This is a genomic window from Ruegeria sp. BG6, assembly GCF_056538465.1.
Genome location: NZ_JBQFTB010000002.1, coordinates 98,016 through 120,141 on the forward strand (window position 1 = coordinate 98,016; position 22,126 = coordinate 120,141).

Below are 22,126 nucleotides of genomic sequence, written 5' to 3' on the forward strand. Positions count from 1 at the left end.
TGAGGCCGTGCCATATTTTATGTGTAGCGCGAAAGTGCCCCTGCCATATCGGATCACCAATCAACACTTCTAATTTCGTATTGCAGCACCCAAGCTGAGGAACCAATGAAGTCTGATACCCGAAGAAATTTCACCGGCACCGGAGCGCTACACCAACCTTGCAATGGGTAGTTGCCCATATCTGACGGAGACTAAAATGGGTCGAGATTCTGTTGTGTCACTGCTCTCGTCGCTGTTTGCCCGGCTTGTGTTCCCCATGCCCGCCGATCTGGATATGGACGGTGACGGCATGGCCTCTCTGGCGGAGCTTCAGACGAAGTATCCTGCAGTCCCTGATGAATTCTTTCTGGAATTCGGCCCGGATGCAGATGGCTTTGTCAGTTGAGTCGAACAATCATCAGGTGCGAGGGAACCGATCCGAACTTCGGCCGTCTGCTATCTGGCGACCGCTTCGAACAAAAGCGCCTTTTGCGGCATGACCAGGAACTCGCCGTCGCGAAAGTGAGTGACCGCCTTTAGTATCTCTGAAGCAACAACGTTGGTGGCTTCCTCTCCCGCCGCGCGAAGCGCCTTTTCGTTCGGAGTTGATAACAGTTCGTCTCGCATGGCTTGCGCGTCGCAGCGCAGTTTTCGGTCGACGGAAATGGTCTGCGGTGCGGCGACGTTGAAACCAGCGGCTCCAATCAATTCGCGAACCTCATCGGCGTCGTTCCATGTGAAGGGTTGAACAGCCGTTGTGGCGGCCGTGTCACCAATGTGGACTTTCAGCACATCGGCAACGACCGCAAAAAAGGGCGGGATAGCTTTCCAGCATGTCACGACAACCAGCGCGTCTGGCTTTACGATCCTTCTGATCTCGGCCAGGGCTGCGGGTTTGTCAGGAAAAAACTGCAAACCATGTTGGCAAAACGCCAGATCGACTTCCCCGTCTTTCAGAGGCATCGACTGGGCCGGTGCCTCGGTCCATTCAAATCGGTGCGGGCCGTCCGGCGTGTTTGCGTAGGCAACCTGGATCATGGCCGGGTTCAGATCGCATCCGACAATACGAGCGGGTGTGGTCAGCCGCTTGGCCACGGCGCGGGCCATGACCCCCGTTCCGCAGGCCACGTCGAGCACGGTTTTTGCGGGGGGCAACGAAATGGCATTCAGCGTGGCTTCTGCCATCGGGCCGAAAATGGCCGGCACGCGTTGTTTTTCGTATGTTTCCGCTGCAGAGGTCGAAAGATGAAAGGTGTTGTCTTGCGACATTGGATTGCCGTCCGAAGTTTACTAGGCGCGGGTATTGGTTGCCTTGACGGCCCAGGCGCGGGCCGGCAGCACGATCTCGTTCTCGCCCAGATCGGTCTTTAATCTGCCTTTCAGTTCGGCCTGTTGTTTCGGAGCGAGCTTTGCGAGGTAGCCCGGTGCCGGTCCAGCCCCTCGTGTGAACGGGTCCCAGAACGCTTCGAAGTCGGAAAAGCGGGTGTCGCGCTGGATGGGTGCCACATCGCATTGCAGGCCCGCAGCCTTGCAAAGCTCGGTCAGCCCGTCGGGCGTGCATTGAGGAAACCGGGCCGCCTCGTCCAAACTGGCCGCGTTTTCATCAATTGATGCCGCAGCTTTCCAGAAAGTACTGATTAAACCCATGCCGCCGCCGGGATAGTCCCAGACATAGAAGCAAACAGTGCCTCCCGGCCTGACAACGCGCATCATTTCCTGCAGACCCGCAGTTGCATCGGGAAAAAAATTGACGGCCAGACCAGACGTCGCGATGTCGAACATCCCGGTCTCGGCAGGCAGATCTTCCGCACCGCCGACGGCAAACCGTGCGCGGTCATCTGCCGAGTTTTCGCGGGCGAAGGCGACGAAGCCGTCCGACGGATCAACGCCGAGCACGGATTTCGGGCGACAGTGGTCCAGAATGGTTGCGGAAAGCGCGCCGGTTCCGCATCCGACATCTATCCAGTCGGCGTCAGGCGAAGGTGCCAGCCAATCCAGGAAATCGCGGGCGATCTGTCGGCTCCACCGGCCCATGTAATGTTCGTAAGCGTCACCGGCGGCCCAGCTGTCGAATTTCGCAGATGTGGTCATGACGATGCTCCGCCTGTGTCTTCGGGGATCACGGCATCCACTTCGATTTCGACCAGCCATTCCGGGTTCACGAAGCGTTCAATCGCCATGATCGTGTCCACCGGCCGGGAGTCCCTGCAATAGTGTTTCCGCGCCTCGATCGCCTCCTTCCAGTTGTCGATATCCGTCAGGATCACGCGGGTGCGGACAATGTCCTGCAAGCCGGATCCGGCGTCTTCGAGGGCCGCCTTGATGATTTCGAAACACTGTCTGGTCTGGGCATAGACATCGCCGATGCCGACCGTTTTACCGTTTGCATCGACCGGCGCAGTTCCCCCGACGGCGATGAACGATCCGACCCGAACAGCACGGCTGAACCCAACGATCTCTTCCATCGGGTTGCCGTTCGAAACGAGTTGCCGTCCCTTCATTACTGGTTCCCCCAAATTGATGCGCTAGTGTAGAGAATTCTTTTTTTCTTGTCTCAGAAATAATCGACCCGGCAACCTGCGGGGACAGTTCTGTTTGACGGTCTTGGGGCAAGGCATTCCAAGTGCGATTCACACAGATCCGGGCTTGAAAAAGCAAGCCGCCAGGGCATCCACGTGGCCAGTGTTATCTTATCGTTTGGCCTTGGCCACTTGGCCTGACAAGGGAGGGCTTTTGGCACAAAGGAAGACACACCGCCATAATGGGCAGGCCGCTCCATCGACGGCCCTGCCCGCCCCGGCACAGGCCATTTGTGCCGCAGGTGAAGTCTGGTAGATGGTGCAACGGGCCGCGCAGAACGACTCACCTTTTGCTCTTAATTCGATCAGTCATAGCTGAGCGACAGGGTGTCCGTCTGCGGCAGCGACTGGCACGTCAGGATCGCCCCTTTTGCAATGTCTGCGTCTTCCAGCGCCATTCGCGCCCGCATTTGGACATCGCCTTTTGTCAGTTTGGCACGGCAGGCACCACAAACCCCGGACTGGCAGGAAAAGGGCGGTTTCAGACCTGCGGATTTTGCCGCTTCGAGAACCGTTTGGCCGCTGGCCACGTCGACCGAATGCCTGACGCCGCCCAACGTGATCTCTGCCTTGGCAGCCAGACCTTCGACAGTGGTGTCAATCTCTGCCGCGCCGCCATAGCTTTCCATGTGGATGCGATTGGCAGGAACATCGAGCGACATCAGCGATGCTTTCACGGCCTTGTTCATGCCGCCGGGTCCGCAGACGTAATACTGCGTGTCCTGTGCATAGGGCGGGTTTTCGGCAATCAGCGCCTCGATCGCGGGTTCGTCGATGATACCTCTGCGCCAATACTCGGCCGAGGACCAGAAACCGGGTTTGGAAAAGACATGGTGAATGGTCATCCGATCCGGATTGGCTTCCCCAAGGGCGTTCAGCTCGTCCAACAACAGAACAGAGTGCTCGTTGTTGTTGCCGTAAGCCAGATGCGCGAAGGAATTGGGCTCGGCCGCCATGACTGAACTGAGCATAGCGTAAAGCGGGGTGATGCCCGAACCGGCGCCAAAAAAGTAATGGGTACGGCGCGCTGTCGCTCCGGGATCCAGGCAAAACCCGCCGAAAGGTGGCATCACATCGATCACATCGCCCTTGTTCACAGTGTCATTGACGTGGTTGCTGACGAGGCCGTTCCGGACTCGCTTGACGGTGATCCGCAGGGGATCACCCGTGAACGGAGACGAGGAGATTGAATAGCTGCGCCTTTGCTCCTCTCCGTTCACCATGAAGCGGAACGACAGGTGCTGACCGGCCCGCCAGGCGAAAGTTTCGCGCAGGGCGTCGGGCACGTCGAACATGACTGTTTTGGCCTGGCCGCCGATTTCCTCGCGGGTATCGAGAACGGTCAGTGGGTGGAAGTTTCGCTGTCTCATTTGGCGTCCCCCAACCATTCGAGAACGACTTTCTGATGCTGCACGACCGGGCCTTCACCAACCGCTGCGGGACCGGTTTCGAAATAGGGCGATTTCAGCGATTTCTGCTGTTGCTCACATGCGTAGATGTCTTCCCCCGTGAAGTCGCCCGCGACCATCGGGTCATCCTCGCTCATGGCGTCATGGGCTTCGTACTTGCCGCTCAGGCCAAACTTGGTCCAGAAATTCGAGGATTTCATCGACTGCTTGGCAAACTCCCAGCCGGAACTGTTGGACACCCGCCCCCGGTTGGACACTCGCGTCAGTTCGGGGCCGAGCGGCTCGATGATGAAGATGTTCCAACCGTCCTCGGAGCCAGCCAACCCAATCCCCGGGAACAGCATCGGCACCCATGCGCCAGTCATGTCCTCGGGGATCACACGCGGGGCAATCAGCTTGCTTTCCTGATCCTTCAGAAAGTCTTCGACCGGGGGTTCCCAGAACATGTAATGGGGGCCTTCCCAGTGGTACTTCGCGGCCTTGTGGTCGTACATTTGCAGCGTGTTCGAATGCAGGTGGCTCAGGTGGTAGACGTCGATGTAGTTTTCGACAACCACCTTCCAGTTTGCCTTGATCTCGTAGCTGTTGTTCAGGTCTTCATATTCGACCAGTTCCTCGGGTACGTGCGGGCCAATATGCTGTTCCACCGGCCCGAACCATTCAGCGATAGAGGGCGCGTCCGGGTCAGGATGCACAAATATCATCGATTTCCAGATGTCGACCCTGGCGGGTTTCAGACCCAGGCAGGATTTATCTACCTTTCCGAATTCCTCTTGTTCTTCGGGCACCGAGATCAGGTTACCTTCAAGGTCATAGGTCCAGTCGTGATACGGGCATGTCAGCGCCTTTTGCGTCTTGCCGACGGCCCGGATCAGTTGCGTGCCGCGGTGACGGCAAATGTTATGAAACGCGCGCAGCCGCCTGTCGCGGCCCATTACCACGAATATGTTGTTCAGCCCGGCCTGAACGGTGATGTATTGGCCGGGTTCGCTGACATCCTCCATGAACCCGGCATAACGCCAGGTTTTCGAGAAGATCTCGCGCATTTCGCGATCGAACCACTCTTGCGAAGTGTAGGCCTCGACAGGCAGCAGGTGAAGCATTCGGGTCATTCGGGTGTTCCCAAGATTGGTGTGAGCCCTAGCCGGGCAGAAAATCGTTGGTTATCAGCAAGATACCGAAGACGACCCAGGCAACCTGGATCAACCAGTACAGAACGGGGTCTTCGTCCCGCGTTACTTCAGACAACAAAAACGCATAGCCCGTGCGATAACTCTGGACTGTCCAAAACAGGAACAGCAGCCCCCAGAGCGATTGATAGCCAAGCACTGTTGCAATCATCAGCACGGCGAAAGCGATGTAGTTGAGTGGACGCATCTGGATCATGAGCGGCTTTCCAATCCTTCCAGCAGGTTGCCCGCGAGGGATTGTGCGGCTTGTGGATAGTCCTTGCTCAAAATACCTGCAATCGCGGCCTCGAACGCCAGAAGGGAGTCTCGGCAGGCGGCGCGCAGGTCCGCATCTTCTGCGGCACGCGCTGTCAGTGCCGCAAACGCCAACACCATGTCCGGGGTCGATTCCATCGTTTCGGAAAGCAGAAGCTCGACCAGAGCCGGCCCCGCGCCATCTTCCGGAAGCGCGGCCAACAGCGCTTCGGTCTGTTCGGCAAAGCTGCGCAGGACATAGTCCTGCAACGCCACGATCATTTCGTCCCGATTGCCCAGATGGTGTCGGATGAGCGGCCGGGTCAGCCCCGCATCGTCCGCGATTTGCGCAAGCGAGGCGCCTTCAAGCCCGAAACGTGCCACGCAACGCACCAGTGCGTTCATCACCTGTGCATAGCGTTCGTCTCGGTTTGATGGGCGCCCGGCCACGTCAGTTCCAGTACTTCAGCTGCAATGTCGATTTGGCCGTCGCGCCAGTTGCGACAGCCGCATCCTCGAATTTCGGCGGCAAACCCCGGCGCCCCATGCCGGAAAACGCATATCCTTCGGTCGGCACTTCGCCTTTCATGTCCAGATAGCTGTCCAGGTCCTCGTCGTGCATCGCGGCGAAGGCATAGGTGCCAGCCGGAAGGTTGTGAAACGTGACCGAGACCGTTGCACCGGCAGCAGGGACCTGGGCCATCGCGATCGCCGTGGCCACGTCCATCGTCTCAAAGCCCGCGGCCTGATCGAAGGCCGCCACGATCACTGCGCCATTGCCATTCCGCAGCCCGTCGACAGTCACCGAAAGCGGTGCGGTTTCGGACGATTGCGCAATGGCTGCGACTGCGGTGGCAGTAGCAAGGGCCGCCACTGAGACAAGTTTGAAAGGTTGCATCGGGTCACCATAAGTTGTCAAGATTGACAATATTTAGGGTGGCTTCCTATTATTGTCAATAGTGACAGTTTATTATTTTGAAACGCCAAACTTCAACGCATCCGGGCGGCCTCGGCCGACGCCCTGCAGTGCTCTGCCATTCGGTCGGGATGATAGGTCAGATTTTCAAACAAGGCCTGCGCCCAGTGTAGTGCCCCTGATGTCAGCAGGAACACTTCGGGCACGATCACCCACTCTCCAATCCAAGCGCCGCCGGACCTTTCGTGTTGGTGAAGGGTGAACTCCCCGATCTGTTCCGCTTTCTGCCGGCCGAGGCGCGACACCGCCTCCATGAATTCAGTTGCCCGCTGGTTGCGCTTGTGGTGCATGGACGAGGACGCGCCTTTGCCGTTGGCATGTACTTCAGAGATCTCGGCAATGTCGGATGAGGACAGAAGGTTGATATTGTGGGCGATCTTGCAGAGCGTGGCGCAGAGTGATCCCAGTGCAGTCACCAAATCCGCGATCCCGTCGCGGGCGTTTTGCCAGTGGGGCGCGACACTGCCCAGCCCCAGGCTTTCCGCGACCGCTGTCTTGACCCTCTCTCCCTCTCCGTTCTTGTAGCCCCGCAGATCACCAACCGGGCCGCCGATTTGCACGTTGAGGCCACGACCCGAAGCCTGTTCCAACGCCTTGTTGCGGCGCGCCAGTTCTGACCGCCACACCTCCAGTTTTGTGGCCAGCATCATGGGAACTGCATGCTGACCGTTGGTGCGCCCCATCAGCCAGGTCGAGGGGTGGTCGCGGATATGTCCGTCCAGCAGTTCGAGCAGCCGGTTGATGCCAAACTCGATTTCCGCAAGGCCAAGCTTCATCTGCATGACCATGGCGGTGTCCATAATGTCCTGTGTGGTCGCCCTGTGGTGAACGTGATCTGCATGCGCGCGCACCAATGACCGAATCTGTTTCACCAGCCCCACGATCGGGCGCCCGACCAGATCCATTTCCGCAGCCAGTGCTTCGGTATCCAGATCAGAGATACCCACGGCTTCGATCGCCACGGCCGCCTCGGTCGGAATCAGGTTCAGATCGGCCTGACAGCGCGAAAGGATCTGTTCGACCTTCAACCACGCAGCGATGGCGGCGGGCTCGGACCAAATCCGGCGCATTTCAGCGGAAGAAAAGCAGTTGCGGTAGATCCGGTAATCAAGCATCGCCCAGCCCGCCGGCGGCGATGCGCCGTTCATTCATGATCGACTGAATGCGGAACCCCATGGCCAAAAGGCCGAGCAGCAGGAATCCGGCGGCGATGGGGCGTTCGACAAAGATGAGCGCGCCGCCATCGGACATCAGCAGCGCCTGACGGAACGTTTCCTCGGCCCCCTTCGCCAGGACGAAAGAGATGACGAAGGCCGCGACGTTGAAGTCGAATTTGCGCATCAGCCAGCCCACAAATCCGGCCACGGTCATGACAGTCACGTCGAACATCGAACCTCGGGCGGAATAGGCGGCGACAAAGGCAGTCAGAAAGATCAGCGGGTAGAGGACATTGACCGGAACCTTCAGGATCAGGCGCGCAACCTGCGTGGCCCCAAAGTAGCCGATGATCCCGTAGGCAAAGATTCCCAGCATCCCGCAGGCAAAAAGCTGATAGACCAGTTCCTTGTCCGTGAGAAACAGGGTGGGTCCGACCTGAATGCCGTGGATCAGGAAAACGCCCAGCAGGATGGCCCCGATGGTCGACCCCGGGATGCCAAGCGTCAGCAGCGGCGCCATCGACGGCCCGGACACCGCGTTGTTGGCGGCCTCGGGCGCGGCGACGCCTTCCAGCGCGCCCTTGCCCCATTGCTCGGGGTTTCTGGCGCGGCGCTTGCCTTCACCGTAAGAAATGAAGGCCGCAATGGCCGAGCCGAGCCCGGGAAGAACCCCGATCCCCGCGCCGATGAATCCGCCCCGGATGGCATGCGGGATGCAGGGCTTGTATTCTTCAAAGGTCAGGTTGTGCCCGGTTGGGTCGCTTTCGTTTTCACTGACCTCGCCTTTGGCCTTTTTGCGCCCTTCCAGTTGGGCAAAAACCTCGCCCAGAACAAAGACACCGATCATAAGAGGCACCAGTCCGATGCCATTCGACAGATCGAACGAACCAAACGTGTACCGTTCTTCGCTGGAAATCGGGTCGAGACCGACCATGGCCACAAGGATGCCGAGCAGGGCCGAGATCAGGCCCTTGGTGATGGACTTTCCGATCACGGACCCGATCACCACGAAGGCCGCGAAGTAGATGGCGAAGGTTTCGGGCGGGCCGAGTTTCAGCGCGATGGCGGCGATGAAACCGACACCCGCCACAAGCAGGATATCCCCCATGAAATCGCCGATGACCGACGAGATCGTCGCAACCTTCATCGCCTTACCTGCCTTGCCTGCACGGGCCAGCGGATAGCCGTCGATCTGCGTCGCTGCACTTGCCGCTGTTCCGGGCGTATTGAACAGAATCGCGGCAACAGAGCCGCCATAACGCCCCGATTTGCCTATGACATAGAGAAACGCCAACGCAAACAGAGGCGGCATGTAGAAGGTAATGGGCAGCAGCATTGCGATGGCCGCCGAAGCGGTCAGGCCGGGGTGGCACCGACGATCATGCCGACGACAGCAGCCAGGACAATGGCGAATAGAAGTGTCGGATCGGTGATAACCGACAGAAGGGCGGGAAAGATCTCCATTGTGTTTACCCTCGGAACCAGTCGAGCAGATCGAACACCTCGCCATAAGGCGGGAAGACGCCGAGCAACTCGAAAAAGATGATGTGGAAGATGAGCGGACAGACGATCACGGATATGGCCAACCCGATACGACTGCGGACACCGAAGATATACAGAACCACCGGCGCGGTCATGGCCGTGGGCAGGACGTAGCCGAACCAGCGGAAAGACTGCTGATAAATCAGAGCAATGCAAACAGGATCAGGATGTCCAGCGTGCTCGTGTCGCTTTCTTCAACGACAACCTGTCGTGACTGCACCAGGCGCAGCCCGTTCATCAGTACCAGGCCCGAGAGGGCGAGCAAGGCAACTGATGCGGCAAAGGGCGCGATCCCGGCCCATGTGTCTCCGGGGCTTGCCGCCGGAACCTGCCAGGCCCCCCAGATCGCGAACAATGACAGCAGTACGAGTACAATTCCCTCGATCACGTCCCGCATAGTGTTCTCCTTCAGAAACATCTCGGGTGGAGCGGCCGGGCCGAAGCTGAGTCTGGCCCGGCCGTTGCCCACCTCAGTTATTCAGGGTCGCAACCAGCGGCGCGGCATCCGCTTTCATCGTGGTCAGTGTGGCCCTGGCGTCTGCGCCTGTTGCAAAGACCGGACCGGTGCCGCGCTCTGCCAGAAGCTCTGCAAATTCCGGCTTTGCCGTGATCTCGGTCAGCGCCGTTTCCATGGCGGAAATCACTTCGGCCGGCGTGCCCTTGGGCGCGAATACGATCACCGGCGACGATACGGCGGCAAAGGGAACGCCCAGTTCGCCAAAGGACGGAACATCGGACATGATATTGTCCCGCTCGGCGCTATTGACGGCAAGTGCGCGCAGCTGCTCTTCAAAACCGCGCAATTGCTGCACCCCGAGGAAACCGAAGTCGGCCTGTCCGCCAATCAGCGCCGCGCGGGTCGGCCCGCCCCCCTTGAACGGCACATCCTGCGCCTCGATTCCGTTGTTGGCCAGGAACCCGAGACCGCCCACGTGATGGAACCCTCCGCGCCCGGAATGGGCCCAACGCAATGACCCAGGGTTTGCCTTTGCCGCTTCAATCACGTCCTCTACGCTTTGATATGTGCTGTCTGTGGGTACCATCAGCGAGGTCTGCAGCTGGCCGACCTGAGCGACGAAGTCAAAGCTATCCAGTGCATCAATGTCTGTGTCGCGTGTCATGGTCGACAGCAGGAAAGACCCGCCCGAGGTCATCATCATCGTATAGCCATCAGGCTTGGCCCCGACCACGGCGTTGGCGCCATTGAGGCCACCTGATCCGGGTTTGTTCACGACGACCACCGGAACGTCCAATACGCCTTCGGCAGCGGCGGAAATGGCACGCGCATAGGCATCGGTGCCGCCCCCGGCCTGATAGGGTACCACGATATTGATCGGGCGTTTCGGCCAGTCGGCCGCGAAGCCGGCGGTTGCCGTTGCGACCAGCGCGGTCGCCGCTGTGACGGCAGCAAGGAATGCTCTGCGTTTCATGTGGGCTCCCCCAAAAAGTGACGCAGCCTTTCTAGCAGGCCAATTGATTGCGATTTTTGCAAATGTAGCATTAAATAATGCAAATAATGAAAGAGTCCTGTCGATGAACGTCAAAGCTCTCCGCGCCTTCCGTCATGCTTTTTCCGAAGGCTCCATTGCGGCGGCCTCGGACATCATGCATCTAAGTCAGCCTGCCATCAGCAGACTGATCAGCGGTTTGGAAGCAGAACTGAAGCTCAGGCTGTTTGACCGCAGCGGGCGCAGCCTGTCCCCCACCACTGAGGGGATCGCGTTTTATCGCGAAGCCGGGCGCATTCTGGACAACCTGGATGAGGTTCCCCGTATTGCAGCCGAAATCCGGGCCGGGCGTACAGAAAGTCTTCGGGTTGTGACGATGCCTCGGATCGCCCAATTTCTGTCTGCACCCGCCGTCGCGCACTTCACCCGTGAAAACCCCGAAGTAAGTGTGACCTTGGACGTCCGCGCGCGCCGGGACGCGAGCAAATGGCTGGCCGGGCGAGAGTACGATATCGGAATAGCAGCCCTGCCGGTCAGCCATCCGGACATCAGAACGGTGCCGCTTGTCCGCGTGCGAGCCCTGGCAATCCTGCCCCGGGATCACCCGTTGGCGAATGAGGCAACAATAGCGGCAGAACAGCTTGCCAGTGAAACGATCATCCGCCTGATGCAGGGCTTGTTGCTTCGGGAGCAGTTAGACGACGCTTTCAACTCGGCTGGTGTAGTGCCCGAAGTGACCCATGAAGTGTCCTCGTCCCAACTTGCTTGTGCCTTGGTGGCCGAAGGTGCAGGCATCACAATCGCCGATGAGATGGTCGCGGCGTCATTCGGGGATCGCTTGGTATCAATCCCGATCGAGCCGGAAAAATGGATGACATTTGGATTGTTGCTTCCGAAGTATCAACAGTCGGGATCGGCGGCCAAGCAGTTCCAGGACAAACTGGTGGAGCACGTAAAACGCGTATGCCGTTCCAGCGACACCATGCGCAGCGAGGTGTCCTGATCCACCGACTTACCGTTCAGGCGACTAATGTGGACCTCACTGGCTTGCCTGATTGGAAATCGCGCTCCAATCGAGGTGCGCGGCAGAAATCCTCGCGTTTTTAGTAGTTGTTATCGATCTAGCGAACTCAGGCAGGAACTCTCCTGACCGGCTGGCATGTGAATTGTTCCAGCATGAAAGCCTTAGTGCAGTTTCCAGCAGTTCGAATTTTGGAAGCGCGCTCCAGTACCGCTCCAAAACGGTCAAATTCTAACTTTCCTGACAATGTTGGATACCGCAAACGACAGTGACAGCCCCTATTCAGCGCTTGGAACCGGACGTGGAACTCCGTTCTCATCGATCGCAACAAAGGTGAAGATCGCCTCGGTCACCTTTTCACGGACGCCGATCAAGCCGCGCAAAACCCAGGCTTCGATGGAAATGGCCATTGAGGTTCGGCCTACACGCGACACCTCTCCGTAGATGCATAACACGTCACCGACTTTCACCGGGCGAATGAACTTCATCGCATCAACTGCGATTGTGGCAACGCGGCCTTGCGCGCGTGTAGCTGCAACAATTCCGCCGGCTATATCCATCTGACTGAGAACCCAGCCGCCAAAGATATCGCCGTTAACGTTGACGTCCGCCGGCATTGCTGCCGTGCGCAATGTCAGTTCACCTTTCGGAGTTTCACTGCTCATCTTTTGTGCCTTTTTTGGTTCAGGACACGGTCATCATGTCCGGAAGTTTTTGTCCTGTCTTGATCGCCAGAGGTGGATTGCACCGTTCAGTCGCGCATTACAGGCCGTTCTGACGTTCCCTGGGTTCCCTTATAAGACGCTCCCTGACGTTGCCATAGCCGTGATCGCCGCAGTTCTTCACCCAAGCTTTTCCGGCGGCAGGGCGTTTTTCAGCACTTTCTCATTTATGCGACCGAACAGGGCTGTCGGGCTGTGTTTGGCCATCCATATGGTCATTTTGTTCATCAGCCCCGGAGCCGTCAGGAACTTGCCACCCAGATTGCCGAGCGCTTCGGTGACAACTGCGTCTGCATTCATAACGCTTGATGGAACCTTGCTCCAATCCAACCCGGTACCAGCAGCCATCGGCGTATCGGTCGGTCCAGGCGACAGGACATGAACGTCAATGCCCTTCGGCCGAAGCTCGGCCCGCAGGGATGCGCCGAAATTCAGCACGTAAGCCTTGCTGCCTGCATAGTTTGAAAAATAGGGGTTCGGCATGTGGCCCGACAGGCTTGAGACCAGAACGATCCCGCCCCGTCCGCGCTCTAGCATTCCCTGGCAAAAGTGGTGGGTCAGGCGAAAGGTCGACAGAACATTCAGCCGCAGCAATGCCATTCCCTGATCCGCATCGGTCGTTTCAAACGCGCCGTTCACCTCTACACCGGCAGAATGAACCAACAGACCGATTTCTTCGGGGATGGCACACACCGCGTCGATGCCGGTCTCCGTTCCGAGATCAGCGGCGACACAGCGTACTTCCACCCCGTGGCGAGCGCTGAGATCGCTGGCCATAGCGTCCAGCAAATCGGCGCGGCGCGCCACAAGGATGAGGTTCATCCCGGCAACCGCAAGCTGGTTCGCAAATTCGGCGCCAATTCCGGAACTGGCACCTGTGACCAGCGCCCAATTGTCATACCGGTCCTGATACGTTCTTCCCATGCTGCCCCGCCTCTCCCTTGCTTCGCTTCGTCGCAAAAACCAACGCGTGTATCCTGAGGGTCGGCGCTTCTTTTGTCGATGTGGTCGCGGATAGTTTATCGCGTCGGTTAGCGCCGTAGTGGTCGACCCGCCCGGTTGTGTGCCACCCGATCCAACCTGTGCAATACACTTTCGCGCCGGCTGACGGTTATGTGGTCAGGCCCATTTGGCGTACAGCCAGATCGCGCATGATCTCTTCCGAACCGCCGCCGATAGCCATGATCTTGACTTCGCGATAAACGCGCTCGACCGGATTGCCGAGCATGTAACCTGCGCCACCAAAGATCTGCATCGATTCAGACGCTACAAATTCCAGCGATTTCGTCGCCTGTACCTTTGCCTTTGCGATTTCGGCGGCCGGTATTTGGCCCGCGTTGATGGTGTAGCAAATCTGATCCAGATAGGCCTGATTCATGTCTATCCGGGCCGAGATTTCGGCAAACTTATGGGCGATGACCTGATGATCGATCAGGCGTTTGCCAAAGGTCCTTCGTTCGCGCGCCCAGTCCAGGGAGGCGTTGAAGCACAGCTTCATCATGCCCAGCGAACCGGCGATCAAAGCAAGCCGTTCATGATTGAAGTTTTCCATGATCGCAAGGAAGCCCCGGTTTTCAGGACCGATCAGCGCGTCGGCGGGAACGTGGCAATCCTTGAAGAACAAAGAGGCCTGTTCTGAACAATGCCAACCCATCTTTTCTTCGCCTCTGGTGCGGGTAAAGCCTGATGTGTCGGCTTCGATCAGAAACAGAGAGATACCGCCCAGACCCGCATCGCCTGTCCGTGCGCCGACGACAAACCACTTCGAGGCCATGCCGCCGGTGATAAAGCACTTCTCACCATTCAGAACCCACCCGTTACCTGATCGCGTGGCGGTCGTGCGCATGTTGGCCACATCTGATCCGCCACTGGGCTCAGTGATTGCCAGCGACGACGACATCCTGCCCGCGATAATTTCGGGCAGAACGGTGGTGCGGAAGTCATCTGATGCAAACCGCGCCATCGGCGCAATTGAAATCGCGCGTCCGCCCACGGCCGCCGCTACCCCCGATGCGCCGCAGCCAAAGATCAATTCGTTGAAATCGGTACGCAGAAAGGCATCGTCCATTCCCAAGCCACCGTATTCTTCGGGCACCCCAAAGCCGAACACACCGAACTCGGCCACTTTTTCATCCAGTTCGGCGGGAACGGCTTTGTCGGCCTCCCACGTTTCGATGTTGGGGTGAATCTCGCTTTCGACAAATCGCTGGAAATTGTCCCGGAAGTTCTCGCGCTCGGGTGTCATAAAGGGTGAAATCAGCGCCATCTCGGCCTCCTAGCCATTCAGTACTTTCTCAACCGGCTGTTCGGATAATGCACTGGTCGCACCCAGTTTGACCGTGTCGAGCCATTCATACCGATCTTTTTGACCCGCTTGATCTCCCGGGTGTCCAGTGATCTGAAAATCTCATGGGCGGGGAAGGCCCTTGCAAAGGTTCATCTCGGTCTCTGCTCAACGTTCGCAAGTACGTCGGGATTCTTCGTGTCTTTTGCGTGAACATCATCGAAATCCCCTCAGAATGGTTACAGTGCCCGATCTGGGGCATGACTGCCTAGCTCTCGGAACTCACCAGCCGCACCTCCCTTCGCCGTTGCAGATGCGGGGTCAGCAGGTAAATGAACTCCTGCACGATTTCCGCGGTCTCAGCTTCGCTCCGGACAAATGAGTCATGTGTCAGCAAACCGCGATAGAAAATTCGGGCGATGGTCCACAGGCGAATAAATTTCGCATTGTCGCCATCCGTCGTCTTGAGATGAAGCAATGCGTTTTCATTGATGGTGTCGTTCCAGTCCAGCAGCGAGTCGTGGATCTGGTCCGCAAGCTCTTTATCCGTGCGGATCGCCACCAGAATCTCGTGCAGGGCGCGCATCGCGTCGGTGTTCATGACCTGCCGCCAAAGCCGTTCCAGATGCCTTTCGATCGTCTGCTCAGGTCGGTTTTCGCGGCCAGCCAGCCAGCGGATCGAGGCCTGCATGATCCAGTCGCTGGTGGCCACCATCAACGCTGTCTTCGAGGTAAAGTGATGGGTCAAAGCCCCGCGCGAAAGCCCCGCCTCTTCGCAAACACGCGACGTGCTGGTTTCGGAGTAGCCGTATTTCACGAGACACCGCATCGTCGCCTCAAGGATCGTCTGCCGTGACTGTAGCGCCTTGGTCTCGCGCTTGGTCGGTTTGCTGCTGGCCATATTCTACCTTCTTCGGCTTCGGTCTGCCCCTTTGCGATTTCAAAGGGTTTTATGCGACACGAAGCAGTTGACAAACAGAACGTTCTGTTTGTTTGATGACATCAAAACTGACGCAGGTCCAGTGGATTCAAAGGGGAGTTCATGCAGAGACAAATCCGAATAGGCGGTGCCAGCGGATTTTGGGGTGAATCCGATATGGCCGTGCCGCAGTTTCTGGAAAACGGGCGGCTGGACTATATGGTGTTCGACTATCTGGCTGAAATCACGATGTCCGTACTGGCGCGCGCGCGCGCAGCAGATGCAGACAAGGGTTATGCGGTGGACTTCGTGAATTCGGTCCTGCGTCAGAACCTGCGCGAGATCGCGCGGCAGAAGATCAAGGTCATCGCAAATGCGGGTGGCGTGAACCCCGAAGCCTGCGGCGAAGCCGTAAGGTCACTCATTGCCGATCTGGGGTTGGATCTGAAAGTCGCCGTGGTTTTGGGCGACGATATTCTACCCCGCCTCAAGGTCGGGGAATTCGCTGGCGTGCGAGAAATGTTTGTGAACACTCCGCTGCCGAAACCAGAAAATCTGCAAAGCGCGAACGCCTATCTGGGCGCGTTCCCCATCGCGCAGGCGCTGGCGGGTGGTGCAGAGATAGTTGTAACTGGTCGCTGTGTGGATAGTGCCGTCACGCTGGGGGCCTGCATCCATGAATTTGGCTGGGGTGCGGATGATCTGGACCAACTCGCGGGTGGCAGCCTTGCAGGACATGTAATCGAATGCGGGCCGCAAGCCACAGGTGGTAATTTCACCGATTGGCGGGATGTGGGCGATATGGCCAACATCGGTTATCCAATCGCAACGGTCGCAGCCGACGGAAGCTTTACCGTCGAAAAGCCCAAAGGCACCGGCGGTTTGGTGTCCGTCGGGACCGTCGCTGAACAGATCATTTATGAAATCGGCGACCCGCAGGCCTATATCCTGCCTGATGTTGTCTGCGATTTCTCGCAGGTTGTCGTGACGCAGATCGGCCCCGACCTGGTCCGGGTTGCTGGTGCCCGGGGCCGCGCGCCAACCGAGTCTTATAAGGCCAGTGTCACTTTCCTGGATGGATATAAGGGCTCAATCATGCTGGTGTTTACCGGCTTTGACGCCGAGGCCAAGTTCCGCACTTACGCGCAGGCGGCTCTGACCCGTGCTCGCGGAAAACTGGCCGCCCGAAACCTGCCGGATTTCGAAGGGATATGCGTTGAGCCGATCGGATCCGAAGCCAAATACGGCGATTATGCCCGAGAATTGGGCGTGCGCGAGATTGCGGGCCGGATCACTGTAAAACACATGGATAAAACCGGCGTCGCCCTTTTCTTGGCTGAGGTTATCGGCGCGGGCCTTGCAACGCCAGCCGGTCTGTCCGCCTTTGGCGGTGGCAAGCCAAAACCGATGCCGATCGTGCGCCTGTTTTCGTGCCTGATCCCGAAAGCGGATGTGCCGGTCCATGTCGTCACGGAGAGCGGCGCACAATCAGTGGATATAGCGGCGGGGCAACCATTTACGGATTCCGAAACCCTGCCCGGCATCTCCGCTGTTTTAGAAGCCTGCACAGTCGAAGTGCCCCTGATCAAGTTGGCAATCGGACGCTCGGGCGACAAGGGCGACAAGGCCAATATCGGCCTGATCGCCCGCAAGTCCGAATACTTGCCTTATATTGCTGCCGCTGTAACCTCGGATGTGGTGACGGCCCGCTTTGCCCATCGACTGAAAGGCGGGGTAGAGCGGTTTTATATGCCGGGCATGCACGCGCTGAATTTTGTATTGCATGATGCACTGGGTGGCGGTGGCACGGCCGCACTGCAGGACGATCCGCTGGGCAAGGCCTATGGGCAGATTCTGCTGGATCACCCCATTCCTGTTCCCCACTCTGTTGCGGAGGCGCTCTGATGCCCGTTTTCCAGACCAGAATATCGACCTCATCCGAAGCGTTTGGGCAGAACCGTCGGGATATGCTGGCACTGATCACCGAACTGCGCGAGTACGAAGCGCGCGCCGTTGCGCGTTCGGACAGCCGCAAGGCCCGTTTCGACCAGCGTGGCCAGTTGACCCCGCGCGAGCGGGTCAAGCGTCTGCTGGACCCGGGTATGCCGTTTGTCGAGCTGTTCAATATGGCGAATTTTCTGGTCGACGACCCAGACCCGGAAACCTCCATTCCCGGCGCGTCGATGATAACCGGGATCGGCTATATCAGCGGCACGCGCTGTCTGGTCTATGCCGATGACAGCGGGATCAATGCGGGCGCGTCGACCAATATGTCAGTGAACAAAGGACTGGCCATTCTCAAGATCGCGCTGAAACAAAAGCTGCCCTTTGTGCATCTGGTGGAAAGCGCCGGGGCCAATCTGATGCAGTACACCGTAGAACTTTGGGCCAATGGCGGCGGGCTGTTTTATGGTCTGGCCAAACTGTCCGCAGCCGGTATTCCGACCTTTGTGGTTCTGCACGGGCCTTCCACTGCTGGTGGCGCCTATCAGCCGGGCATGTCGGATTACGTAATCGGCGTGAAACACAATGGCATGGCGGCGTTGGCCGGAGCCGCGCTGACGCAGGCCGCAACTGGTGAGGTGGCCGATGAGCGCGAACTGGGCGGATCGGAGATGCACGCCTCGGTTTCGGGCCTTGTGGAATACCTGGCCGAAGACGATGCGGAAGGCATCCTGATTTGTCGCGATCTGGTCGAGCGTCTGGACTGGAACAAGAACGCCCGCCCCCTGCCCCGCAAACAGGTCGAACCGCCGGTCTATTCTCCGGACGAACTCGCCGGTGTCGTCCCTGTGGATTACAGAACCGCCTTTGACTGCCGCGAGATCATGGCCCGGATCACCGATGGCTCGGACCTGCTGGAATTCAAACCCCGTTTTGGCCCCGCGACCGTCTGCGTCCAGGCCCGAATTTTTGGTCACTCGGTCGGAATCATTGGCAACAATGGCCCGCTGGACCCTCAGGGTGCGGCCAAGGCAACGCAGTTCTTCCAGCTCTGCGACAGCGCAGACATGCCGATCATCTTCCTCAACAACATCACCGGCTACATGGTCGGTACCGAGTACGAGCAGGCTGGTATGATCAAGCTTGGCTCCAAGATGATTCAGGCCGTGTCGAATGTCCGCGTTCCGAAGCTTTCGCTCTATGTCGGTGCCAGCTTTGGTGCCGGGAATTACGGCATGTGCGGTCATGCTTTTGATGCGGATTTTCTGTTCTCTTGGCCCAATGCGCGCACCGGAGTAATGGGTGGCGAGCAGGCCGCCATAACCATGGACGTTGTTGCCCGCGCCGGAGCCGCCCGCAAGGGGGTTGAGATCACGCCCGAGATGGAAGCGAAGATGGCCAAGCAGAAACAGGCCATTCGGGACGTGTTCGAACCGCAGGAAAGCGTCTTCTACACCTCCGGCCGGATGTTGGACAACGGTATCATCGACCCGCGCGACACTCGTAAAATTCTGGGCTTTTTGATCGAGACCACTTGGGAAGCACGCAACCGAGACCTGAAACCCAACACCTTTGGCATCGCAAGGATTTGAGAGGGCGCAACTTGGCTGATTTAAAGACCCATCAAACCTTCGAACTGGACAATCAGTGCAACAGCCGGTCGGTGTGGTCCGACCAGGCCGATGCCACCTCCGAAACCGCAAAGGTCTGATCCATGCCGCGCTTCAACTCGATCCTTGTGGCCAATCGTGGTGAAATTGCTCTGCGGGTGATGAAAACCGCGCGTTCGCTGGGCTATCGCACCATCGCGGTCTATTCCGAGGCTGATGCCACCGCGCCGCACGTGAAATTTGCCGATGATGCGGTCTGTGTGGGTCCGGCACCGGTTGGCGAAAGCTATCTGCGTGCGGACAAAATCCTTGAGGCTGCCAGGAAGACTGGCGCGGGCGCGGTGCATCCGGGCTATGGCTTCTTGTCCGAAAACGCTGATTTCGCAAAGGCTTGTGTCGACGCGGGTATAGTCTTTATCGGCCCCACGGCCGAAGCGGTTGACCTTATGGGCAACAAGGCTGCCGCCAAGCGTCGAATGATTGAGGCGGGTGTGCCTTGTGTTCCTGGCCGTGAGGGCAAGGGTCAGTCGGACGAGCAACTGATCACTGCCGCAGCCGAGCTCGGTTTTCCAATCATGGTCAAGGCTGCCGCAGGTGGCGGCGGGCGCGGGATGCGTCTGGTCCAGATGGCCGAGGAACTGCCCGCTGCGCTGATCTCGGCCCGGTCCGAGTCGCTGAACGCCTTTGGCTCGGACGAGTTGATTCTGGAAATGGCCCTCATCCGCCCTCGTCATGTCGAGGTTCAGGTTTTTGCCGACGCCCATGGCAATGCCATCCATCTTGGCGAACGTGACTGTTCCGTCCAGCGCCGACACCAGAAGATCATTGAAGAGGCCCCCTGCCCGATCATGACTCCCGGACTGCGTGCTGCGATGGGCAAGGCCGCCGTCGATGCGGCGCTGTCGATCAGCTATCTGGGCGCGGGCACGGTGGAGTTCCTGGTGGACGCCTCGGGCAAGTTCTATTTCCTGGAAATGAATACACGCCTTCAGGTGGAACATCCTGTGACCGAGATGATCACCGGTCTCGACCTGGTGGCACTTCAAATCAGCGTCGCACAAGGCGAACGCCTGCCGTTGGTGCAGGATGGTGTGCAGTTGAATGGCCATGCGATCGAGGCGCGTCTTTACGCCGAAGACCCGGCGCAGGACTTCCTGCCGATGACGGGTCATGTGGACCTTTGGCAACCCCATCGCGGCGAAGGCATCAGGATCGACAGCGGTATCGAGACCGGCAGCGTCGTCTCGCCCTATTATGACCCGATGATCGCCAAGGTCATCGCCTGGGGCCCGGACCGTGAAACCGCCACCGCGAGGCTGAACGCGGCACTGGACAACTCCCGACTATTCGGCATCAAGACCAACAAGGGCTTCCTGTCGGCAATTCTTGACAAGGAAACCTTCACCAGGGGCGAGGCTACTACTGCCTTCATCGCCGAGGAGTTCGGCGCAGAAGAAATGACGCCACCGGTATTGTCCGAAACCGAAGCGATGATTGCGGTCGTTCTGCAATACGAGGACTCGCGCCACCGGAGTATGGCGGCCGCGCTGGGTATCAACCCGGAGCTGGCCAACTTCAGTTCAACCGGGCGTCTGGAATCCGACTATCGTTATGTCAGCGAAGGGATGACCCGCGGCGTGACGGTGACTGCCACGGAAGGCCGCTATCACGTAACCTGTGGTAAAACCCGCGCCACCATCGCCATCGACCGTCAAGAAGGCACCGAAGCCCGTTTGCGGGTGAACGGACGCATTGTCCCGGTCGGTATGCTTGTCACCGAACGCGGCCGTATTCATCTGGAACATAAGGGCCGTACCTTCGCCCTGCGCAACGAGCTCGAATTTTCGGCTTTGGCCGAGGAGGCACGCGGCGGAGGCCGTGTGGCGGCACCGATGCATGGTGCTCTGCTGGAAATCAATGTGGTCGTGGGCGACACCGTCGCCAAGGGCGATCGCCTGGCGGTTCTGGAAGCGATGAAAATGCAGCTCGCGATCGAAGCGGAAATCGACGGAACCGTGACCGAAGTTCAGGCCAGTGCCGGAGGACAGATCGCCGCCGATGAGGTGATCCTGATCATTGAACCCGCCGAGGAGGGTGAAGATGTTTGATCAACCGCAGGCCGTTCAGGCCGAAAGCCAAGCGCTCTACGATCTTCTAAAGGACCGAGGCGAGGAAGATCTGGCCCGCGCGACCCTGTTCAAGGGCTGGACCGCCAACCGGATCCTGGGCCATCTGCATGTCTGGAACATCGGTGCAGACCTGTCACTGAGCAAACCCGAGGCTTTCGCGGCATTCAAAATTGACGCCATCGCCCACTTCAGCAGCGGTGATCTTGCCGGGTTTGAGGCGAAATACCTCGAGGGTTTGTCGGGGCACGCGTTGCTGGATGAATGGATGTTCTACACCACTGGTATGTGCGACCGCTTTGCGCAGGCCGATCCCAAGGCTCGGGTGCCGTGGGTCGGGCCGGATATGTCCGTGCGATCGTCCATTTCTGCCCGGCTGATGGAAACCTGGTCGCACGCGCAGGCGCTTTACGATCTGTTCGGTGTCGTGCGGCAGGATCACGACTACATCAAGAATATCGTCGTTCTGGGTGTGAACACTTTTGGCTGGACCTACAAGAACCGCAGCTTGGATTTGCCCGGTACGATGCCCCATCTAAACCTGACCGCCCCTTCCGGTGAAGTCTGGGAATGGGGGGAACCCAATGAGGCCGAGCGGATCGAGGGTCGCGCCACCGAGTTTTGTCAGGTCGTCACCCAAACCCGTAATATCGCCGACACCACACTGCAAGTGACCGGCCCCGTTGCCACGGAATGGATGGGCATGGCGCAGTGTTTTGCGGGCCCTCCCGAAATGCCCCCTGCCCCCGGCCAGCGCCATATGGCCCGAGGTCGTAAGAACACGTCTGGGTAAACCACCCAAAAGTCGCCAGGTATGGCCGCGAACGTTTGGTGCGATCAGGCGACGCGCGAGAGCATCTGGTGTTGGCCACGACCCTGATCGCAGACGGTGTCCAACCTGTCGGTGTTCAGGTTCGAAAAACTAGCGTCCGGCACTTATTTCATTGGCTGCGAGCGGCCAATCGCCGAGCCTAATAACGAACACT

At 58.6% G+C, this 22,126-nt stretch carries 23 protein-coding genes; 6 read left to right on the forward strand and 17 right to left on the reverse strand.

Going from position 1 to position 22,126, the window contains the following annotated elements; all coding sequences use genetic code 11:
* Positions 1-196 precede the first annotated feature (196 nt).
* Positions 197-385 (forward strand): hypothetical protein, encoded by a 189-nt coding sequence (locus ACR0JW_RS05430; protein ID WP_480713654.1) that lies wholly within the window; start codon positions 197-199, stop codon positions 383-385.
* Between the two features lie 50 nt (positions 386-435).
* On the opposite strand, the gene ACR0JW_RS05435 is transcribed toward ACR0JW_RS05430, so the two are convergent.
* The 13 genes from ACR0JW_RS05435 to ACR0JW_RS05495 all read right to left on the reverse strand — a co-directional run bounded on the left by ACR0JW_RS05435 (position 436) and on the right by ACR0JW_RS05495 (position 10,496).
* On the reverse strand, positions 436-1,248 hold the full coding sequence (locus ACR0JW_RS05435) for a methyltransferase domain-containing protein (RefSeq protein ID WP_170678762.1): 813 nt from the start codon (positions 1,246-1,248) through the stop codon (positions 436-438).
* Between the two features lie 21 nt (positions 1,249-1,269).
* A complete protein-coding gene (locus ACR0JW_RS05440; protein WP_480713655.1) occupies positions 1,270-2,070 on the reverse strand; it encodes a class I SAM-dependent methyltransferase in 801 nt (266 codons plus the stop codon).
* Positions 2,067-2,480 carry a RidA family protein gene (locus ACR0JW_RS05445; RefSeq protein ID WP_480492366.1) on the reverse strand — a complete coding sequence of 138 codons (414 nt, stop codon included), beginning with the start codon at positions 2,478-2,480 and terminating at the stop codon, positions 2,067-2,069. Before ACR0JW_RS05445 ends, ACR0JW_RS05440 begins: the two co-directional genes overlap by 4 nt.
* Positions 2,481-2,863: 383 nt before the next feature.
* Entirely contained in the window at positions 2,864-3,928 is a 1,065-nt protein-coding gene (locus ACR0JW_RS05450; RefSeq protein ID WP_170678766.1) for a ferredoxin--NADP reductase, read from the reverse strand.
* Positions 3,925-5,079, reverse strand: coding sequence for an aromatic ring-hydroxylating oxygenase subunit alpha (locus ACR0JW_RS05455; protein ID WP_170678768.1), 1,155 nt, complete (start codon positions 5,077-5,079; stop codon positions 3,925-3,927). Before ACR0JW_RS05455 ends, ACR0JW_RS05450 begins: the two co-directional genes overlap by 4 nt.
* 28 nt (positions 5,080-5,107) lie before the next feature.
* Positions 5,108-5,353: a hypothetical protein gene (locus tag ACR0JW_RS05460; protein ID WP_480713656.1), complete on the reverse strand. Its 246-nt coding sequence runs from the start codon at positions 5,351-5,353 to the stop codon at positions 5,108-5,110.
* Positions 5,350-5,841, reverse strand: a complete 492-nt coding sequence (locus tag ACR0JW_RS05465; RefSeq protein ID WP_170825181.1) for a TetR/AcrR family transcriptional regulator — start codon at positions 5,839-5,841, stop codon at positions 5,350-5,352. The genes ACR0JW_RS05460 and ACR0JW_RS05465 overlap by 4 nt, the downstream gene beginning before the upstream one ends.
* 1 nt (position 5,842) lies before the next feature.
* Positions 5,843-6,289, reverse strand: coding sequence for a DUF2141 domain-containing protein (locus ACR0JW_RS05470; RefSeq protein WP_170678774.1), 447 nt, complete (start codon positions 6,287-6,289; stop codon positions 5,843-5,845).
* 92 nt (positions 6,290-6,381) lie between these two features.
* Positions 6,382-7,482, reverse strand: coding sequence for a lyase family protein (locus ACR0JW_RS05475; protein ID WP_170678776.1), 1,101 nt, complete (start codon positions 7,480-7,482; stop codon positions 6,382-6,384).
* A complete protein-coding gene (locus ACR0JW_RS05480; RefSeq protein ID WP_480713657.1) occupies positions 7,475-8,860 on the reverse strand; it encodes a tripartite tricarboxylate transporter permease in 1,386 nt (461 codons plus the stop codon). The genes ACR0JW_RS05475 and ACR0JW_RS05480 overlap by 8 nt, the downstream gene beginning before the upstream one ends.
* A 133-nt stretch (positions 8,861-8,993) precedes the next feature.
* Positions 8,994-9,161, reverse strand: coding sequence for a hypothetical protein (locus ACR0JW_RS05485; RefSeq protein ID WP_170678778.1), 168 nt, complete (start codon positions 9,159-9,161; stop codon positions 8,994-8,996).
* Positions 9,162-9,208: 47 nt separating this feature from the next.
* Positions 9,209-9,463, reverse strand: coding sequence for a hypothetical protein (locus tag ACR0JW_RS05490; RefSeq protein WP_170678780.1), 255 nt, complete (start codon positions 9,461-9,463; stop codon positions 9,209-9,211).
* A 73-nt stretch (positions 9,464-9,536) separates the two neighbouring features.
* On the reverse strand, positions 9,537-10,496 hold the full coding sequence (locus ACR0JW_RS05495; RefSeq protein WP_170678782.1) for a tripartite tricarboxylate transporter substrate binding protein: 960 nt from the start codon (positions 10,494-10,496) through the stop codon (positions 9,537-9,539).
* A gap of 103 nt (positions 10,497-10,599) precedes the next feature.
* Here ACR0JW_RS05495 and ACR0JW_RS05500 point away from each other — a divergent pair, with 103 nt between their 5' ends.
* Complete coding sequence (locus tag ACR0JW_RS05500; RefSeq protein ID WP_170678784.1) at positions 10,600-11,517, forward strand: LysR family transcriptional regulator; 918 nt, start codon at positions 10,600-10,602, stop codon at positions 11,515-11,517.
* 296 nt (positions 11,518-11,813) lie between these two features.
* Here ACR0JW_RS05500 and ACR0JW_RS05505 read toward each other — a convergent pair whose 3' ends face one another.
* The 4 genes from ACR0JW_RS05505 to ACR0JW_RS05520 all read right to left on the reverse strand — a co-directional run bounded on the left by ACR0JW_RS05505 (position 11,814) and on the right by ACR0JW_RS05520 (position 15,442).
* The gene (locus ACR0JW_RS05505) at positions 11,814-12,200 is read right to left on the reverse strand and encodes an acyl-CoA thioesterase (RefSeq protein WP_170678786.1); all 387 of its coding nucleotides are present in this window, start codon (positions 12,198-12,200) and stop codon (positions 11,814-11,816) included.
* A 177-nt stretch (positions 12,201-12,377) separates the two neighbouring features.
* Positions 12,378-13,181, reverse strand: a complete 804-nt coding sequence (locus ACR0JW_RS05510) for an SDR family NAD(P)-dependent oxidoreductase (RefSeq protein ID WP_170678788.1) — start codon at positions 13,179-13,181, stop codon at positions 12,378-12,380.
* Between the two features lie 187 nt (positions 13,182-13,368).
* Positions 13,369-14,523 carry an acyl-CoA dehydrogenase family protein gene (locus ACR0JW_RS05515; RefSeq protein ID WP_170678790.1) on the reverse strand — a complete coding sequence of 385 codons (1,155 nt, stop codon included), beginning with the start codon at positions 14,521-14,523 and terminating at the stop codon, positions 13,369-13,371.
* Between the two features lie 286 nt (positions 14,524-14,809).
* On the reverse strand, positions 14,810-15,442 hold the full coding sequence (locus ACR0JW_RS05520) for a TetR/AcrR family transcriptional regulator (protein WP_480713658.1): 633 nt from the start codon (positions 15,440-15,442) through the stop codon (positions 14,810-14,812).
* Between the two features lie 141 nt (positions 15,443-15,583).
* Here ACR0JW_RS05520 and ACR0JW_RS05525 point away from each other — a divergent pair, with 141 nt between their 5' ends.
* From ACR0JW_RS05525 to ACR0JW_RS05540, 4 genes are all read left to right on the forward strand, one after another.
* Positions 15,584-17,365: an acyclic terpene utilization AtuA family protein gene (locus ACR0JW_RS05525; RefSeq protein WP_480713659.1), complete on the forward strand. Its 1,782-nt coding sequence runs from the start codon at positions 15,584-15,586 to the stop codon at positions 17,363-17,365.
* The gene (locus ACR0JW_RS05530; protein ID WP_480713660.1) at positions 17,365-18,996 is read left to right on the forward strand and encodes an acyl-CoA carboxylase subunit beta; all 1,632 of its coding nucleotides are present in this window, start codon (positions 17,365-17,367) and stop codon (positions 18,994-18,996) included. Before ACR0JW_RS05525 ends, ACR0JW_RS05530 begins: the two co-directional genes overlap by 1 nt.
* 122 nt (positions 18,997-19,118) lie before the next feature.
* Positions 19,119-21,122 carry an acetyl-CoA carboxylase biotin carboxylase subunit gene (locus ACR0JW_RS05535; RefSeq protein ID WP_170678798.1) on the forward strand — a complete coding sequence of 668 codons (2,004 nt, stop codon included), beginning with the start codon at positions 19,119-19,121 and terminating at the stop codon, positions 21,120-21,122.
* Positions 21,115-21,933 carry a TIGR03084 family metal-binding protein gene (locus ACR0JW_RS05540; RefSeq protein WP_170825188.1) on the forward strand — a complete coding sequence of 273 codons (819 nt, stop codon included), beginning with the start codon at positions 21,115-21,117 and terminating at the stop codon, positions 21,931-21,933. The genes ACR0JW_RS05535 and ACR0JW_RS05540 overlap by 8 nt, the downstream gene beginning before the upstream one ends.
* Positions 21,934-22,126 lie beyond the last annotated feature (193 nt).

Bases quoted from the DNA above. Each gene is read 5' to 3' on its own strand.
- ACR0JW_RS05540 (WP_170825188.1), top strand. From the start codon at position 21,115: ATGTTTGATCAACCGCAGGCCGTTCAGGCCGAAAGCCAAGCGCTCTAC.
- ACR0JW_RS05530 (WP_480713660.1), top strand. From the start codon at position 17,365: ATGCCCGTTTTCCAGACCAGAATATCGACCTCATCCGAAGCGTTTGGG.
- ACR0JW_RS05475 (WP_170678776.1), bottom strand. From the start codon at position 7,482: ATGCTTGATTACCGGATCTACCGCAACTGCTTTTCTTCCGCTGAAATG.
- ACR0JW_RS05460 (WP_480713656.1), bottom strand. From the start codon at position 5,353: ATGATCCAGATGCGTCCACTCAACTACATCGCTTTCGCCGTGCTGATG.
- ACR0JW_RS05480 (WP_480713657.1), bottom strand. From the start codon at position 8,860: ATGCTGCTGCCCATTACCTTCTACATGCCGCCTCTGTTTGCGTTGGCG.
- ACR0JW_RS05520 (WP_480713658.1), bottom strand. From the start codon at position 15,442: ATGGCCAGCAGCAAACCGACCAAGCGCGAGACCAAGGCGCTACAGTCA.
- ACR0JW_RS05455 (WP_170678768.1), bottom strand. From the start codon at position 5,079: ATGACCCGAATGCTTCACCTGCTGCCTGTCGAGGCCTACACTTCGCAA.
- ACR0JW_RS05515 (WP_170678790.1), bottom strand. From the start codon at position 14,523: ATGGCGCTGATTTCACCCTTTATGACACCCGAGCGCGAGAACTTCCGG.
- ACR0JW_RS05500 (WP_170678784.1), top strand. From the start codon at position 10,600: ATGAACGTCAAAGCTCTCCGCGCCTTCCGTCATGCTTTTTCCGAAGGC.
- ACR0JW_RS05535 (WP_170678798.1), top strand. From the start codon at position 19,119: ATGCCGCGCTTCAACTCGATCCTTGTGGCCAATCGTGGTGAAATTGCT.
- ACR0JW_RS05495 (WP_170678782.1), bottom strand. From the start codon at position 10,496: ATGAAACGCAGAGCATTCCTTGCTGCCGTCACAGCGGCGACCGCGCTG.
- ACR0JW_RS05440 (WP_480713655.1), bottom strand. From the start codon at position 2,070: ATGACCACATCTGCGAAATTCGACAGCTGGGCCGCCGGTGACGCTTAC.
- ACR0JW_RS05490 (WP_170678780.1), bottom strand. From the start codon at position 9,463: ATGCGGGACGTGATCGAGGGAATTGTACTCGTACTGCTGTCATTGTTC.
- ACR0JW_RS05450 (WP_170678766.1), bottom strand. From the start codon at position 3,928: ATGAGACAGCGAAACTTCCACCCACTGACCGTTCTCGATACCCGCGAG.
- ACR0JW_RS05430 (WP_480713654.1), top strand. From the start codon at position 197: ATGGGTCGAGATTCTGTTGTGTCACTGCTCTCGTCGCTGTTTGCCCGG.
- ACR0JW_RS05435 (WP_170678762.1), bottom strand. From the start codon at position 1,248: ATGTCGCAAGACAACACCTTTCATCTTTCGACCTCTGCAGCGGAAACA.
- ACR0JW_RS05470 (WP_170678774.1), bottom strand. From the start codon at position 6,289: ATGCAACCTTTCAAACTTGTCTCAGTGGCGGCCCTTGCTACTGCCACC.
- ACR0JW_RS05525 (WP_480713659.1), top strand. From the start codon at position 15,584: ATGCAGAGACAAATCCGAATAGGCGGTGCCAGCGGATTTTGGGGTGAA.
- ACR0JW_RS05505 (WP_170678786.1), bottom strand. From the start codon at position 12,200: ATGAGCAGTGAAACTCCGAAAGGTGAACTGACATTGCGCACGGCAGCA.
- ACR0JW_RS05445 (WP_480492366.1), bottom strand. From the start codon at position 2,480: ATGAAGGGACGGCAACTCGTTTCGAACGGCAACCCGATGGAAGAGATC.
- ACR0JW_RS05510 (WP_170678788.1), bottom strand. From the start codon at position 13,181: ATGGGAAGAACGTATCAGGACCGGTATGACAATTGGGCGCTGGTCACA.
- ACR0JW_RS05485 (WP_170678778.1), bottom strand. From the start codon at position 9,161: ATGACCGCGCCGGTGGTTCTGTATATCTTCGGTGTCCGCAGTCGTATC.